We start from the raw sequence: 16,043 nt of genomic DNA, 5'->3' as shown, positions 1-16,043 counted from the left end.
AAGTGTAAAACATCAACGCCGAGCGCGTTTAAACGACCACCATAGGAGGAATAAAAGAACGGTCAAACCAAGGGCTGACGCAAAGTAAATCGAAAGTACGGTAGAAGGGGGCAGGGAAAGCCCTCGGGGCAGGACAAAGAAGGAAAGCAGTGCTGAATATAACGTGACTCCCATGCGGAAGAAAGCTCTGTTTGCCCATGCTGATAGCGGAAGAATCGCCCATAGCATGTACCAAGGGTGAACCACAGGAAAGAAGACAACCAAAACAAAAGTTGCAACCCCAAGACCGCCGATCGCGGGTATGCGACCCCAATATGTTGCAAGCAGCATTCTGAGCATGAAGATGCCCGCTAGTAAAACTCCGCAGCCGCGAGTTATCTGCAGCATGGCTTCCGTTTGATCACCAAGCCCAAGCAGCATGCCAAACCAGCCAGCAGCAACGCCGACGGCGGTAGACAAAGACATCCAACTACGAATTACTACCGCGCCGCCCTGTGCGTGGATCCAGCCAAGCCCTATGCCTGAAATAAGAGTCACAGCCGCTATAGAAACCACTAATGCGGCAATTTGAATGCCCACGGCGCATAACAGGGAAAAAGTATGGCTGCGTTCACGGAACCGGAAAGAGCGTGCGATAGCCATGCCTGTGAAACCAAGACCAATAAAACCGGTTACCTTCACCATGCCGGCGCATGAAATCAGCAAACCGGAAGCTCCAAGATAGAGCGCTGCATGTCCGAATATTCCCATCCGTAGGTAGTTGCAGCCGCGCAGTCCAAGCTCAAAACCGGCAAGAAGAAGCCCTAAGAGGATGGCTTCATTATGAATGCCGCCGACCAGATGCAAGATAGTCAAAGGGTTCAGTATTCCCAGCCATAAAGCCGCTTGGGGTGCCAATTTGCAGCGGATTGCTAGTCGAGAGATAGCCCAACCGGCAAGGGCGATGCCGGCGATAGAAAGAGTTCGGTGCAGAAATACTCCCCAGGCGATGCTGTCTCCGGTGATGTGGCTGATGAGGGATGCTAAGCCTAGGGCCACAGGGCCATAGGGGGAAGGAGAGTGAGCCCAGATAAAGGGGACGCTGCGCGCCAAGGGATGATCGGTGCCTAAAAGGTCTATCGGTCCTGCGGAATAGGGATCAAGGCCCATCCGGACTATCGAGCCATTGGCCAAATAAGAATAAATGTCTTGGGTGAACATAGGGGCGCTCAGCAGTATCGGAAGGCTCCATGCTGCAAAGGTTCGCCAGAGCAAAGACATGCTCACTATCCGAAGCCCATCGTTTTTGCCCGACTTGCGTGATCTTGAGGGGAGGGCGCCTGTAAACGGAGCTATGAGCAGCCAAGAGATGACTAGAAGTGCCACTCCGATGAAGCACACGATCATTGAGCTTTGGAGCATCCGGGCCATGATTGACCCGCCGATAAAGCTGGTATACGGGTTGTTGACCACTGGAAGTGCGCCAGCTCCGAGCGCTCCGAAACCGAGTAAGAGGGCCCCTAATGTTCCCATCCACCTGAACATTGCGAAGCGACGTAACTCTGCAAAAGTTAAATCCGAAGCAGCGCGTTCTCGCGGAAAAGCTGCGGGAGCACTTTCTGGCTTGTGCTTTGGTGGTGCTGCGGGGTCCAGAAGGTCGGCACCGGTAACCGCATTGATAAGCGGGGAGCCGCCTTGATAAGGATGATGCTCACCCAAAGTGGGGACTTGTGACCCATCTTTTACATCTGCACTATATGGCGATGCATCGTGCGTAGATACGTGAAGTTCGGCAGAACGCGAACCGGGTAAGCCTAAAGACGGCAACTCATCGCGCAGGGACTGCCAAAGCTTATGGGGATTGAACTTCACAGCGTAAATACTAGCGGTAGACCCTCGGTGAGGGGTCGACGATCAAGGGCGAGTTCGAGGAATCTACTCAACGATATGGCATGAAGCGCTGTGGCAGGGTTTGCCTTTAGGACATGGCTATTCTTCTGGCCTCGCAGAAAGTTTTAACCGATAAATCTAAAGATGATGGTGAGAGGCGCCAAAGGTTGGTTAGGGTGCGCTAACCAGCACTTTTTATGGTGTGTCCGTGTTGCCGGAATGAATACCGACATATTAATGTTGCTAAATGGTGTCCGCGGATAACGTCTCGAGGAGACGATCTATCCAACGAAACTTTTGGAATGGAAGAAGGTGACACACAGACTATGAGAACCACACCAACCACGCGGGGTTTGTCGGCTTCTCGTGGCAAGGCATCACGAAAATCGAGTCGTCCTGTTGCGGAAACGCGAAGTACTGACGGCGAGACTCGTCGGCAGATCATGCTGGTTATGCTCAAGTCTGGTCCCGTCACCGCGACTCAACTAGGGGAAACCCTCGGGCTTTCTGCAACGGGCATTCGGCGTCACGTCGACATCTTGGTTGAGGAAGGCCTTGCCGAAGTATCTCGGCCTAGAAAAATGGCTGGTGATAAAGCTCGTGGCCGACCCGCGAAAAGCTTCAGGCTCACAGCAGCCGGACGCGGACAATTTGGGCATGATTATGATTCTTTGGCCGCCCAGGCATTAGCCACACTGAAAGAAACAGGTGGCGAAACTGCGGTGAAAGAGTTTGCACGTAGGCGCGTTGCGGCAATCGTTGAAGGAATTGAAATCCCTACGGTGGAAGACGCTAACTCTTTGGAAAAGGCGGCATCTGCTTTGGTGGAAGCGTTTTCTGAGAGCGGATATGCCGCAACATTGACCAACGCGGCGAATGGCGTCCAAATATGCCAGCATCATTGTCCCATCGCCGGTGTCGCCGCAGAGTTCCCGGAGCTCTGCGAGGCCGAGCATGAGGCCATCGCGATGTTGCTTGGGCATCACGTGCAGCCGTTGGCTTCGATTGCTGAAGGTCATGAAATATGTACGACCAACATTCCGATAACTCCAATTCTAACCTCCACAACTAAGACTCCCAATGAAAGGAGTGGTTCATGACTCAGGCGACGCCGAAGGCACCGAACCTTGGTGTAACTGCACCTTCGACTGACGACGAGATCATCGAGTCCATGGGCCCGTACAACTACGGCTGGCATGACTCTGACGAAGCAGGTCAGAATGCTCGACGTGGTTTGGATGAGGATGTTGTTCGCTATATTTCTGCTCAAAAGAACGAGCCGGAATGGATGCTAGAGCAACGCTTAAAGGCGCTCAATACCTTTGAGAAAAAGCCCATGCCAACATGGGGACCAGACCTTTCCTTTATTAATTTCGACGACTTTAAGTACTATGTGCGGTCGACGGAAAAACAGGCGACAACCTGGGATGACCTTCCAGAAGATATCAAAAATACCTACGACAAGCTTGGTATCCCAGAGGCAGAGAAGCAGCGCCTTATTGCCGGCGTGGCAGCTCAGTACGAGTCTGAGGTTGTCTATCACCAGATCCGGGAGGATCTGGAAGAGCAAGGCGTTATCTTCCTTGACACGGATACTGCTTTGCGCGAGCATCCGGAACTGTTCCGCGAGTATTTTGGGACTGTGGTTCCTGCCGGCGACAATAAATTCTCGGCGCTTAACTCCGCAGTATGGTCTGGCGGCTCTTTTGTTTACGTCCCCAAGGGTGTCCACGTAGAAATCCCACTTCAGGCGTACTTCCGTATTAACACGGAAAACATGGGACAGTTTGAACGCACTTTGATCATCGTTGATGAGGGTGCGTATGTGCACTACGTCGAGGGATGTACCGCACCGATCTACCAATCTGATTCTTTGCATTCAGCGGTCGTGGAGATCATCGTTAAAAAGAATGCTCGTTGCCGCTATACCACCATCCAGAACTGGTCCAACAACGTTTTGAATTTGGTTACTCAGCGTTCCAAAGTCGAAGAAGGCGCGACTATGGAATGGGTTGACGGAAACATTGGTTCCAAGATCACCATGAAGTACCCAGCTGTATGGATGGTTGGCCCTCACGCTAAGGGCGAGGTTCTTTCAGCTGCTTTTGCTGGTGAGGGGCAGATTCAGGACACCGGAGCGAAGATGCAGCACATGGCTCCTTATACCTCCTCTAACATTGTCTCCAAGTCTGTTGCTCGTTCTGGCGGACGGGCCGCTTACCGAGGCCTGGTGCGCGTGTCCGCAAACGCACACCATTCCGTGTCCAACGTCGAGTGCGATGCGTTGTTGGTGGATAACATCTCTAGGTCTGATACGTATCCGTACAACGACATACGTAATGACCACGTTTCTCTCGGCCACGAGGCTACCGTGTCTCAGGTGTCGGAGGAACAGCTGTTTTATCTACAGTCGCGTGGCATCGCAGAGGACGAGGCCATGGCGATGATTGTCCGTGGATTTGTTGAGCCAATCGCTAAGGAGCTCCCTATGGAATACGCGCTGGAGCTTAACCGACTGATCGAATTGCAGATGGAAGGATCGGTGGGTTAACTCCGATGTCTCAGGTACAACAACAGTCTCGCGGTACTGTCCACAACAATAAGGGTGATTTATTCTCGTCCTTTGACGTTAATGATTTTGACGTTCCACGCGGCAAAGATGAGGTATGGCGTTTTATTTCGCTCCGTCGCCTCCGTGGGCTTCACGACGGCACCTTTGCCCCAGCAACCACTCCCAACGTAAGCATCACTATCCCTGCGGGAGCACAGGGAGTTACCCACGAGTCGGTGGAAAAGACGGACTCTAGGGTTGGACGCACGGGGGCTCCCATTGATCGTGTTGGAGCCCAAGCTTTCACATCGGCAGACAAAGCTAATCTCTTGACTATTACCGCAAATGCTGTGATAAACGAGCCGATTCGCGTTGAGGTAGAAGGCAAAGGCGACGGAAGCACGTCCTTTGGGCATCTGGTGGTAGAAGTCGGAACGAATGCTGAGGCTCTTATCGACCTGCGCTATACCGGATCCGGTACGCATGCGGACAACGTTGAATTCCTTGTGGGCGACGGTGCTCGATTGACAGTTATTGTTGATGCTTCCTGGAACGATGATGCTGTTCACCTTTCAGGACATCAAGCTGTGCTTGGACGCGACTCCGTTTTCCGTCATAACGCTGCCGTTTTCGGTGGAGAAGTTGTGCGACTCGTTCCTCGTGTCCGTTTTACGGAACCAGGTGCGGATGCTGAGATGCTCGGCGTGTACTTTGCCGATGACGGGCAGTACTTTGAGCAGCGCTTGCTTGTAGATCATGCCGTTCCCAACTGCCGTTCTAACGTTTTATACAAGGGAGCGATCCAAGGCGACAAGAACTCCAAGCTTCCTGACGCTCATGCCACATGGGTAGGAGACGTTCTTATTCGCGCTGGTGCGCAGGGTACAGATACCTATGAAGCTAACCGAAATCTCGTTTTGACTGACGGTGCTCGTGCAGACGCTATCCCTAACCTGGAGATTGAAACAGGGGAAATTGCGGGAGCCGGCCATGCCGCAACCGTTGGCCGGTTTGATGACGAACAAGAATTTTATTTGCGTTCCCGAGGAATCCCAGAAGATGAAGCTCGCCGGCTTATTGTCCGCGGATTCTTCTCCGAAGTCATTGGAAGAATTCCTGTGGAGTCGGTCCGAAATGATCTAGAAGAACGCATCACCGCCGAACTCAATACCCTTCAGCAGCGTTAACGCTCAATGTGACCCCCAGGGCGCAGGATAAACGTCGATAAGCCTAGCCCGGATCTTCCCACAGCACGCTAAAAAATTGCGCCCACAACACGAAGCGAAAAGAGAACAAACCCAATGAGCACCTTGGAAATTAAGAACTTTCATGCCCAAGTACTACCTACTGATGAGACTGCACAGCCCAAAGAAATCCTCAAGGGGGTAAACCTCACCATCAAATCCGGCGAGACCCATGCCATTATGGGCCCCAACGGCTCCGGTAAATCTACCCTTGCTTACACCCTTGCCGGACACCCACGCTACGAGATCACGGAAGGCGAAGTGCTTCTCGACGGCGAGAACATCCTGGACCTAGACGTTGATGAGCGCGCTCGCGCAGGGCTTTTCCTTGCTATGCAGTACCCCACGGAAATTCCTGGAGTTTCTATGGCTAACTTCCTGCGCTCCGCGGCTACCGCCGTGCGTGGGGAAGCTCCGAAGCTGCGTGAGTGGGTTAAAGAGGTAAAGCAGGCACAAGCAGATCTGAAAATCGACAAGGCTTTTAGTGAGCGCTCTGTGAATGAGGGATTCTCCGGTGGCGAGAAGAAGCGACACGAGGTCCTTCAACTAGACCTGTTGCGCCCAAAGTTTGCAGTCATGGATGAGACGGACTCCGGACTTGACGTAGATGCGCTTCGGATCGTTTCTGAAGGGATTAACCGGTATCAGGAGAAAACCAATGGAGGCATCCTGATGATTACGCACTATAAGCGAATCCTTAACTATGTGCAGCCTGACTTTGTGCATGTCTTTGCAAACGGCCAGATTATTACCTCGGGTGGCCCAGAATTGGCCGATGAGCTTGAGGCTAACGGATACGATCGTTTTCTCTCATGAGCAGTGCATATCTGACTGAGTCAGGAGAGCTCGATACGCAGCGGCTGCGTCAAGAGTTTCCTATATTGTCGCGGTCTGTGCGCGACGGTAAAAGCTTGGTCTATTTGGACTCCGGTGCAACGTCGCAACGCCCAGAACGGGTGTGGCGTGCAGAAGAGCGTTTTGTTTTGCACACTAATGCTCCCGTGCACCGGGGTGCTTACCAACTTGCCGAGGAAGCCACGGACGCCTACGAAGATGCTCGTGCCGCGATCGCAGGGTTTGTTGGGGCGGAGTGGGACGAAATAGCGTTTACTAAAAACGCCACGGAAGCTCTTAACCTAGTCGCATACGTGTTGGGAGATCCCCGAGCCGGTGACCTTCAGGTCACTGAAGGCGACACCGTAGTAGTGACGGAGTTGGAACATCACGCCAACTTGGTGCCTTGGCAAGAATTGTGTGCGCGCACGGGTGCCACGCTGAAGTGGTACTCGGTGACCGAAGACGGGCGTATCGATCTTGACTCTCTAGAACTTGATCAGACGGTAAAAGTGGTTGCTTTTACGCATCAGTCGAATGTTACCGGGGCAGTAGCACCGGTCGCAGAGTTGGTGCGTCGTGCCCGCGAGGTAGGTGCGCTTGTCGTCCTCGACGCATGCCAATCGGTCCCGCATATGCCGGTGAATTTCCACGATCTGGATGTTGATTTTGCAGCATTTTCGGGTCACAAAATGTGCGGCCCGAGTGGCGTTGGTGCGGTCTACGGAAAGCGAAAACTGCTAGAGCAACTTCCTCCTTTCCTTACCGGTGGCTCGATGATTTCCGTGGTAACCATGGAAAAAACGACGTTTGCAGACATCCCCCAACGATTTGAAGCCGGTACGCATATGACCAGCCAAGTGGTGGGATTGGGAGAAGCCGTAAAATTTCTGCAAGAGATAGGGATGAGCGCTATCGCTCGCCATGAGCACAAGCTCACGGACTACGCTCTCAACCGTCTGAGCAGTATTGATGGTCTCAGCATCTACGGTCCAACAACCAACGTAGGTCGTGGATCTGCTGTGAGCTTTAAGGTCGAGGGGATACACCCGCATGACCTTGGCCAAGTTCTTGATGATCACGGCGTGTGCATTCGGGTTGGACATCACTGCGCGTGGCCGGTGCACCGCGCGCTTAATGCGCAATCGACTGCGCGAGCGTCTTTCTACTTCTACAACACGGTAGAAGAGATTGACCGACTCGTTGAGGCGATTGAAGCGGCTAAAAAATTCTTTGGAGTCACTGACTCGGAAGGAGGAGCACTATGAACCTTGAATCCATGTATCAAGAAGTGATCCTTGATCACTATAAAAATCCGATGCATGCCGGTCTGCGTGAGCCTTATGAGTCTGAAGTTCATCATGTGAACCCCTCCTGTGGTGATGAGATCACACTCCGAGTGCATCTTTCAGAGGATGGCTTAACCGTTGCAGACGTTTCTTATGACGCGGAAGGTTGTTCCATCAGCCAGGCTTCCACGTCCGCCATGGCTGAAGAAATCGTTGGCAAAAGCGTTGCAGAAGCCATGGATAAACTCGAAGAATTTGAGCGGATGATTACGTCTCGCGGAACGATAGAAGGAGATGAAGACCTTATCGGTGATGGCATTGCCTTTGCCGGAGTGTCCAAATATCCTGCGCGGGTGAAATGCGCGCTTCTGGGGTGGAAAGCATTCCAGGCTGCGACGGCTGATGCTTTAGAGGAGAAGAAGTGAACGAAGAACACGTAGAAAATAAAGCTACGCAAGACCCGACAGACGCCCAAGCGGACACCCCGGTAGAGTCCCAATCGGAAGACCTATCTGAAGGCACTGCCACTGAGGCAACTTCCGAGGAGCAGTCGGATCTCGCAGCGGGTGCTTTGCGTCCGGAGCAATCAGAGAACGACATCGCTAAAGCTAGCGATGTGGAAGAGTATCTTCGCGATGTCATTGACCCCGAACTAGGCATCAACGTTGTCGATCTCGGTTTGGTATATGACGTATGGATGGTAGACGGCGTTCACGCACACGTGAACATGACTCTTACCTCACCCGCGTGTCCGCTTACCGACGTCCTAGAGGATCAGGCGCAATCTGCAGTTGTAGGAAACAAGATCGCAGACTCCCTGAGCATTCATTGGGTATGGATGCCTCCATGGGGCCCGCATATGATTACGGAAGATGGCCGTGACCAATTGCGTGCGCTCGGTTTCTCGGTTTAGGTTCTTAACCTAACGCGATAGCTCATCTATGTTCCCCTGCGCTCCATGATGCGCGGGGGAGCAGCCTGTTACAGGATAGGGATGGTTACTTGATATAATCCGCCGTTGTGATTGTGACCAATGATTTTGAAGTCCGCGTAGGGGCAAGAACCCTCCTAAATGCTCCTGGCCAGCATCTTCGTGTACAGCCGGGAGATCGAATTGGACTTGTTGGCCGCAACGGTGCCGGCAAAACTACTACGATGCGAATTTTGGCGGGGGAGACTGAACCCTATGCCGGCGTAGTGACTCGTAGTGGCGACATTGGTTATCTTCCGCAAGACTCGCGAGAAGGCAATATCGATCAATCCGCGCGTGATCGTGTTCTTTCTGCACGTGGACTAGACCAGATCAAGACCTCCATGGAACGCCAGCAGGAAATCATGGAGACCACAACGGATGGTAAAAAGCGCGATGCCGCTATTCGCAAGTATTCGCGGCTTGAGGAACGCTATCATGCGCTTGGCGGCTATGAGGCAGCTGCTGAAGCAGCACGTATCTGCGATAACTTGGGTCTTCCCGCACGGATTCTTGACCAACCACTCAAGACGCTTTCTGGCGGACAACGCCGTAGGGTAGAGCTGGCGCAAATCCTTTTCGCGGCGTCGGCAGGCTCTGGAAAATCAAGCATCACGTTGCTTCTCGACGAGCCAACGAACCACCTTGATGCCGATTCCATTACGTGGCTGCGCGATTTTTTGAGCAAGCACGAAGGCGGGCTCATCATGATCTCGCACGATGTAGAGCTGCTTGATGCAGTCTGTAATAAAGTGTGGTTCCTCGATGCCGTGCGTGGCGAAGCCGACATCTACAACATGAGCTTTTCTAAGTACAAAGATGCGCGAGCCACTGACGAGGCTCGACGTCGTCGCGAGCGGGCCAACGCGGAGAAGAAAGCCGCCGCACTGAAGGACCAAGCAGCTCGACTCTGCGCTAAAGCCACCAAAGCTGCCGCAGCTAAACAGATGCTGGCGCGCGCTGAAAAAATGATGGGCAACCTTGATGCGATCCGCATCGCAGACCGCGTAGCCAACATCTCTTTTCCTGAGCCAGCGCCTTGCGGAAAAACCCCTTTGAACGCGACCGGGTTGACCAAGATGTACGGTTCATTGGAAGTATTCGCTGGCGTGGATCTCGCCATTGATAAAGGATCCCGAGTAGTGGTCCTCGGATTCAACGGTGCAGGTAAGACGACACTTCTGAAACTTCTTGCAGGCGTTGAAAGAACAGACGGCGAAGGCGGAATTGTTTCAGGGCATGGCTTGAAAATCGGCTATTTTGCCCAGGAAAATGACACCATCGATCCACAAAAATCTGTCTGGCAGAACACCATCGACGCTTGCCCAGAAGCCGGCGAACAAGACCTCCGCGGTCTCCTCGGCGCTTTCATGTTTACCGGTGAGCAGCTCGATCAACCTGCTGGGACGCTATCAGGCGGTGAGAAGACGCGATTGGCGCTGGCCGCCTTGGTTTCGTCGCGCGCAAACGTCTTGCTTCTCGACGAGCCCACGAACAACCTTGATCCGGTTTCCCGAGAACAGGTACTTGACGCACTCCGAACCTATAAAGGGGCTGTGGTGCTTGTGACTCACGACCCTGGAGCAGTGCGTGCACTAGAACCCGAACGCGTCATAGTGCTTCCGGATGGAGACGAAGACCTGTGGAGCGAGGCCTACATGGAGATCGTCGAACTGGCTTAGCCCGACTGTAATAGTTTTGCGAATAACCTCATCGGATACCACATACGTATTAATCGTTGCGACCGGTGAGGGTAGTTAGAAGCCTTTGACCACTTAGTCATTGTTTATTTTTAACGATAAAAATGCTCGGCCCTTAGTCATCAAGCTAAGGGCCGAGCATTTTAGTGGATTCAGTGCCTAGAAGTTATTTCTTCTTTTTAGCGTTTGTAGTGTGCATCATTACGCCGCCCAGGCTGACTAAGAGGATAGCTAACAAGGCGATCCAAAGCACAGAAGCACCTGTTTTGGCTAGCACACCTTTACCGCGTTCTGGCTGCGGAGCTGTAGATGTTGGATGTGCTTGAGGGGTAGTTGTCGGAGCTGGGGTATTGGGTGAAGCAGTAGGTGCTGGCGGCAATACCGTAGGGACCGGGATAGGGATAGGAATTGGGATAATCGGCGGGACAGCGTGTGTCGTCGTCTTCGATGTCGTAGACGAGGACGACGTTGGTTCCGTGGTCTGCGTAGTGGTAGACGAAGAGGACGTTGGCTCTACAGGAGGTACCACGGGGGTGTACTTATTCACTGCAGTTACAACCAATGGAGTCTCGGAGCTGCTATCGCGAGGGGATACCGTGAACGGATTTTCAGAACCGCTCTTTTCGTCATTGGTTAGCCAGCTCAAAGAATGCGTATAGCTTACTAGCTCCACAGGGGCTTCAGTGATCTTACAAGTCGAATTGAGAGGAAGACCCTCAATCTTTACTTCTGAGTCATGGGAAAGCATGCTTTCACCGCTAACCTTTGTAGTCTCATTAGCGGTGCATTCCCATTTGAAAGTGAACTTCTCCGAGGTTTTTACACCCTCTACCTTTTTCTTAAGGGTGAAACTACCGGTTTGCTTTTGCTCAAATTTGTTGGTTGCAATGAGATGAACGGCCTCTTCGCTTGGATCCTCAATCGTGATATTCACGGTAGAGGTGGAATTGGAGCTAGTGACTTTGCCATCTTTGTCGATTACAACCCAAGATGTCGTAAGTTTCCTGCCTTCTTCTACCTGCAAGTCTTGCTCTTTGACTGTGCACTTTAGACCTTTATCCAAGTCTTTAATATGGGCAAAATCGCCGGACTTTACAGCGACCGTACCCTTTTTCTCACTACCACCATTATCAGATGTGCACTGATACTCAAATGTGTATTCTTTGGCTTTATCTTCTTCTGTGCCTACAACGTTTTTCTCAATGGTGAAACCACCTTTGCTGCCTCGCCCTAGGCCACCGGCGTTGGGGAAACGAACGTGTCCTTCAACATCAACGTTGTCGATTTTAGCTTTGTTCGTCACGATGCTACCTGGAGCAGGCTTGTTCTTTGTTACCGCTGTAAGCGTTACGATAGGGGCGGATTGATCAGACAAACCACGAGGGAATTCAACGAAGACTTCGTCTGGTGTGCAGTTCAGTTTGTAACTAGATCCACTTTGAGGAGCCTCGTTTTTTATATTGCTAAAACCTGTTAGCGTTCCCCCACTGGGGTAACCGGTGACATCGTAGATGGCATGACGGACTACTTCTGCTTGGCCATAACCGTTCTTAATGATGGAAGAAACGTATGCTGGGTAATAACCATTGGCGTCATTACCGTCGCAGGTAAACTTCCATCCGTCAGGGGCTTTATCTGTAACAAGAACCTGATGATTATCGTTTTGGTGTTTTTTAGGATCGATTCCTACTGACCACTGGATCTTGTAGTTGCCAGTCTTCTCATCGTAGCCGGTGTATTCACCGATTTTTGAGTCATCGTGGAAAAGCCCACCCTCGCGCTGCTCAAATTTTCCTGACAAGCTCCCAGTACTGCAGCCGGTGAAGTTTAGGGCTCCGTCAAAATTCTGGTTAGTGTCCCATGAGACAGAGACGAACGCGGTGCCTTCCACATTGAAGTTACGACTTTGAAAATCGGTCAGTTTGATAACGAAAGTTTTACCGGACCACGTACCAGTAGCAACAACCTCACCAGTTTTATCCCGAAGAGCAACTGTTCCAGTGTTCACAGCTTTTAATTCTTTTGGAAGGGTGAAAGTGATAATATCGCCGGCTTTGGCCTCTTTGTTGGCTTTCCAATCAAATTGGACTTCTGAAAATCCGCTCGGACCTACGTATTTGCCGTCTTTGATGTTCGGGCTATCGTCTTTCCATTTGATATTCGACCAGCTACCGCCTGTGCATGTTTCTTGTGCGGTGGCTGAAGGCGATTGCACTAGGAGAGGGGTGAAACTTGCAATGAGTAGCAAGGCGAGCAACACACTAAGCCAAGGGTTTTTTGTTAAACGATTGGCTGAAGCGTGCTTTGTATTAGTAAGCATCATAGAATTTCCATATCGCCATCATTAAATGATGGGTACTAAAATATTGAGATTTTCTTCAGGGTGAAGTGAGGGGAGTGCGGGGGAGATGGCACAAAAATAAGCGTTTTTGTTGATGTCTCATATGTAGCCTACTTTTATAGGGTCATGATAACAACCCAACATCGAAACGCTAAAAAATCTTTTATTTCACTAACAAACAGATGATATTAAGGGTCCCCCGTGCCCCTATTCGATGGTTTTGGGAACATCGAGTACATGTATTGTGGACTGATTTCCTATGATGGCTAACTGAATCGCAAGCGCTAGTGCCTGTAGCTACTCGCGCACTGCTGGTGTCACCTTATGGCGTGGAAGCCAGTTATAGATATTGCTCGGCATTGAGTCTCAAGTGCTCGCGCAGATAGGGGAGTGCAAAGTCTGCACGCCCGCGCCCCGTGGCAACGATAACGCCACGGTCAAGGAGTCGCCTGCGGTATGTGGAAGGCTGACTTCCGGGGATACCTAATTCGGCTCCCAGTTCATTAAAATTGGCAGGACCTTCGGCTTCTGCAAGCTTGATAAGGAATTGCATCTCGCGATAAGGGATTCCCTTCATTGCTGGCATATGTACTTGCTGGCCCATGCGTTCGATAACTAAGGGGAGGGATCTGTCGACGTGTTCTTCAGATATGTCATGAGAGCCTGCCATGGTCCATGCGATCGACCCGCATAGTTGAATGAGGTAGGCATACCCATGGCATGCGTGGGTAAGAGTGCTGAGCGCCTGATCGTCGATATCTTTTCCGCCATGTTTGACCGTTTGGGCAATGGCGGTGCGAACATCGTCATTATTCAAAGCTTCTATGGGGATGTGCATTGCGCGACGAAGAAACGTGGTGCCCTCATGGGCAAGGAGTTTTGATATCTCAAGTGGGAGGCCCGCCACAGCCAACGCGATATTGTATTCATTGCGCACGCAGTCTTGGATGGCATCCATGAGGAAATGAAGTGATTCGGGCAAAGCTGATTGCACCTCATCCATCGTGATCAAAAGGCCGGATCCGCTTGCCGTGAGGTCTCTCGCAACATCATTCATTATCGACCATAGAGATACCTGTGGTGGCAACTGAGAAGGCTTATCAAAGGTGATCCCTCCAATATTAGCAATGGATACGCCTGATACCCCTACATGTGGTCCACGAGGTTGTCTTTGTCTAAGCAGTTGTGGCAATGAGACATGGATGAGCTCGTGGTGTTCATGGTCGGACGCGCGGGCTCGAACGCATGTCCAATCTAATTCCTTGGCCCCTGCCTCTAGTTGATTTAGGAGGACGGTTTTACCGGTTCCGCGGGTTCCGCTAATAAGTATGAAACGATAGGGGGCGCCAATACCTTCTCTGAGTGCAAAGCCGAAATTATCCACGATCGAAGTTCTTCCGGCAACAACAAGAGGGTTGACTCCAAAACTGGGACGGAAAGGATTGCGCATATCCCCAACATACCTGATGTAGGTTTTGTAGGTAATGAAGTCGCTTGTAGGTTTTGTAGGTAAATCTCTGTTGATACACCAAGAAACCCCGTAGTATCAGATACAACAGGATTGTTTCTTCATCAGCAATAGCCATATGGAATGGAAAGAAAATATGAAAAAGTGGTTCACGCTAAACCCTACTGAACGAAAGATCGTTATTTCTGTTTTGGTTGCGGACGTGATAGGTAAGACTGCTGCATGGCATTTTCTCTATCACCTTCCGGCTCAAAAAATAATTGGGTCAAAGTGGTTGTGGTTACCAGTTACGTTTATAGGGGGACTGGGTGCACCAGCCTTTTTGGCTTTCGGAATAAAAAAGTAGTGTGCTGAGCAGTTATCAGTAGATAACACAGGTCAGCACACTATAAAACCGGAAGAAAAGATTAGTTCCTAAAACCATGCACCGGCGCGGGGATAAAACCACCGCGCTGGATAAAGGTCGAATTATCAACGGTGGATACAGGGATAACGGGGGCATATCCCAGGAGGCCACCAAAGTTGACCTCATCGCCGGGGTGAGTGCCAGGAACCGGGATCACGCGGACGGCTGTGGTCTTATGGTTCATCACGCCGATTGCAGCTTCGTCGGCAATCATGCCAGAAATCAGCTCTGCCGAGGTATCTCCGGGAATAGCAATCATGTCTAGGCCGACTGAACAAATCGCTGTCATTGCTTCGAGTTTACCCACGGAAATATTCCCAGCACGTACTGCGTCGATCATTCCCTTGTCTTCTGAAACAGGGATGAAAGAGCCGGAGAGCCCTCCTACGCGGGAACATGCCATCATGCCGCCCTTTTTAACTGCGTCGTTAAGTAGCGCAAGGGCTGCGGTTGTTCCATGAGTTCCCACTTGGTCAAGACCCATGTGTTCCATAATGTGCGCAACAGAATCGCCTAGTTCCGCGGTTGGCGCCAGTGAGAGATCTACGATGCCAAAAGGCACGCCCAAACGTTCGGACGCCATATTTCCGACCAGTTGGCCTGCACGGGTGATTTTAAAAGCAGCCTTTTTAATGGCTTCTGCAACCTGGTCCAAGCTAGCTCCATCAAGAGAACCAAGCGCCCTATCCACAACACCAGGGCCGGACACGCCGACGCTTACCACGCAGTCGGGCTCTTCCACGCCATGGAAAGCTCCGGCCATAAATGGGTTATCACCCACGGCATTGGCAAAAACGACCAATTTAGCGCAAGCAATTGCGCTGTTATCTTTAGTCAGTTCTGCCGCTTCTTTAATTACTCTGCCCATTTCCCTTACTGCATCCATGTTGATGCCGGCACGGGAGGAACCAATATTAACGGAAGAGCAAACAACGTCCGTGACAGTCAGAGCCTCAGGGATGGAGTCGATAAGCTTCTTATCTCCTGAAGTCATGCCCTTTTCGACTAATGCGGAATAGCCGCCAATAAAGTTGACTCCCACTGCCTTTGCGGCTCGATCGAGAGCCTTCGCAATTTCTACAGGGCTGCCATCGACAGCTGCAGCAATGAGTGCCACAGGTGTCACGGAAATACGTTTGTTAACGATGGGGATTCCGAGTTCACGCTCGATGCCTTCGCACTCGGATACTAGATCTTTAGCTACGGTTGTGATCTTGTTATAAATCGCATCGCACGTATCCTCCATTGTTCCCCGGACACAATCCAGAAGGCTGATGCCCATAGTCACGGTGCGAATATCAAGACGATATTTTTCAATCATCTCGATTGTTTCCAAGATATTGCTGCTTGAATGAAGCGTAGTCATGTGTC

General features: G+C 51.4%; 13 protein-coding genes. 9 read left to right on the top strand and 4 right to left on the bottom strand.

What is annotated here, in order from left to right; genetic code table 11:
- Positions 1 to 12 precede the first annotated feature (12 nt).
- On the bottom strand, positions 13 to 1,851 hold the full coding sequence (gene mptB / locus CBE74_RS18830; RefSeq protein WP_087454013.1) for a polyprenol phosphomannose-dependent alpha 1,6 mannosyltransferase MptB: 1,839 nt from the start codon (positions 1,849 to 1,851) through the stop codon (positions 13 to 15).
- Positions 1,852 to 2,195: 344 nt separating this feature from the next.
- Here mptB and CBE74_RS18825 point away from each other — a divergent pair, with 344 nt between their 5' ends.
- The 8 genes from CBE74_RS18825 (at position 2,196) to CBE74_RS18790 (ending at position 10,439) form a co-directional block, all read left to right on the top strand.
- Positions 2,196 to 2,969: a helix-turn-helix transcriptional regulator gene (locus CBE74_RS18825; protein ID WP_087454889.1), complete on the top strand. Its 774-nt coding sequence runs from the start codon at positions 2,196 to 2,198 to the stop codon at positions 2,967 to 2,969.
- Positions 2,966 to 4,420 (top strand): Fe-S cluster assembly protein SufB, encoded by a 1,455-nt coding sequence (sufB, locus tag CBE74_RS18820; protein WP_087454012.1) that lies wholly within the window; start codon positions 2,966 to 2,968, stop codon positions 4,418 to 4,420. The genes CBE74_RS18825 and sufB overlap by 4 nt, the downstream gene beginning before the upstream one ends.
- Before the next feature lie 5 nt (positions 4,421 to 4,425).
- A complete protein-coding gene (gene sufD, locus CBE74_RS18815) occupies positions 4,426 to 5,607 on the top strand; it encodes a Fe-S cluster assembly protein SufD (RefSeq protein WP_087454011.1) in 1,182 nt (393 codons plus the stop codon).
- Positions 5,608 to 5,721: 114 nt separating this feature from the next.
- Complete coding sequence (sufC, locus tag CBE74_RS18810; protein ID WP_087454010.1) at positions 5,722 to 6,480, top strand: Fe-S cluster assembly ATPase SufC; 759 nt, start codon at positions 5,722 to 5,724, stop codon at positions 6,478 to 6,480.
- Positions 6,477 to 7,766 carry a cysteine desulfurase gene (locus CBE74_RS18805; protein ID WP_087454009.1) on the top strand — a complete coding sequence of 430 codons (1,290 nt, stop codon included), beginning with the start codon at positions 6,477 to 6,479 and terminating at the stop codon, positions 7,764 to 7,766. The genes sufC and CBE74_RS18805 overlap by 4 nt, the downstream gene beginning before the upstream one ends.
- Positions 7,763 to 8,212, top strand: a complete 450-nt coding sequence (sufU, locus tag CBE74_RS18800; protein ID WP_087454008.1) for a Fe-S cluster assembly sulfur transfer protein SufU — start codon at positions 7,763 to 7,765, stop codon at positions 8,210 to 8,212. Before CBE74_RS18805 ends, sufU begins: the two co-directional genes overlap by 4 nt.
- Complete coding sequence (locus CBE74_RS18795) at positions 8,209 to 8,700, top strand: metal-sulfur cluster assembly factor (protein ID WP_087454007.1); 492 nt, start codon at positions 8,209 to 8,211, stop codon at positions 8,698 to 8,700. Before sufU ends, CBE74_RS18795 begins: the two co-directional genes overlap by 4 nt.
- Before the next feature lie 107 nt (positions 8,701 to 8,807).
- Positions 8,808 to 10,439: an ABC-F family ATP-binding cassette domain-containing protein gene (locus CBE74_RS18790; RefSeq protein ID WP_087454006.1), complete on the top strand. Its 1,632-nt coding sequence runs from the start codon at positions 8,808 to 8,810 to the stop codon at positions 10,437 to 10,439.
- 184 nt (positions 10,440 to 10,623) lie between these two features.
- Here CBE74_RS18790 and CBE74_RS18785 read toward each other — a convergent pair whose 3' ends face one another.
- Together CBE74_RS18785 and CBE74_RS18780 are read right to left on the bottom strand one after the other, a co-directional pair.
- The gene (locus CBE74_RS18785; protein ID WP_087454005.1) at positions 10,624 to 12,780 is read right to left on the bottom strand and encodes a DUF5979 domain-containing protein; all 2,157 of its coding nucleotides are present in this window, start codon (positions 12,778 to 12,780) and stop codon (positions 10,624 to 10,626) included.
- Positions 12,781 to 13,138: 358 nt separating this feature from the next.
- The gene (locus CBE74_RS18780; protein WP_087454004.1) at positions 13,139 to 14,248 is read right to left on the bottom strand and encodes an ATP-binding protein; all 1,110 of its coding nucleotides are present in this window, start codon (positions 14,246 to 14,248) and stop codon (positions 13,139 to 13,141) included.
- 154 nt (positions 14,249 to 14,402) lie between these two features.
- Between CBE74_RS18780 and CBE74_RS24615 the strand changes: the two genes are divergently transcribed.
- Positions 14,403 to 14,612 carry a hypothetical protein gene (locus CBE74_RS24615; RefSeq protein WP_087454003.1) on the top strand — a complete coding sequence of 70 codons (210 nt, stop codon included), beginning with the start codon at positions 14,403 to 14,405 and terminating at the stop codon, positions 14,610 to 14,612.
- Positions 14,613 to 14,673: 61 nt separating this feature from the next.
- Here CBE74_RS24615 and CBE74_RS18775 read toward each other — a convergent pair whose 3' ends face one another.
- Positions 14,674 to 16,038 carry a PFL family protein gene (locus CBE74_RS18775; protein WP_087454002.1) on the bottom strand — a complete coding sequence of 455 codons (1,365 nt, stop codon included), beginning with the start codon at positions 16,036 to 16,038 and terminating at the stop codon, positions 14,674 to 14,676.
- Between the last annotated feature and the right edge of the window lie 5 nt (positions 16,039 to 16,043).

Source organism: Corynebacterium silvaticum (genome assembly GCF_002162115.2).
GTDB lineage: Bacteria > Actinomycetota > Actinomycetes > Mycobacteriales > Mycobacteriaceae > Corynebacterium > Corynebacterium silvaticum.
Note: the sequence above shows the minus strand (reverse complement) of the source record. Positions and strands in the feature narration are given on the sequence as shown.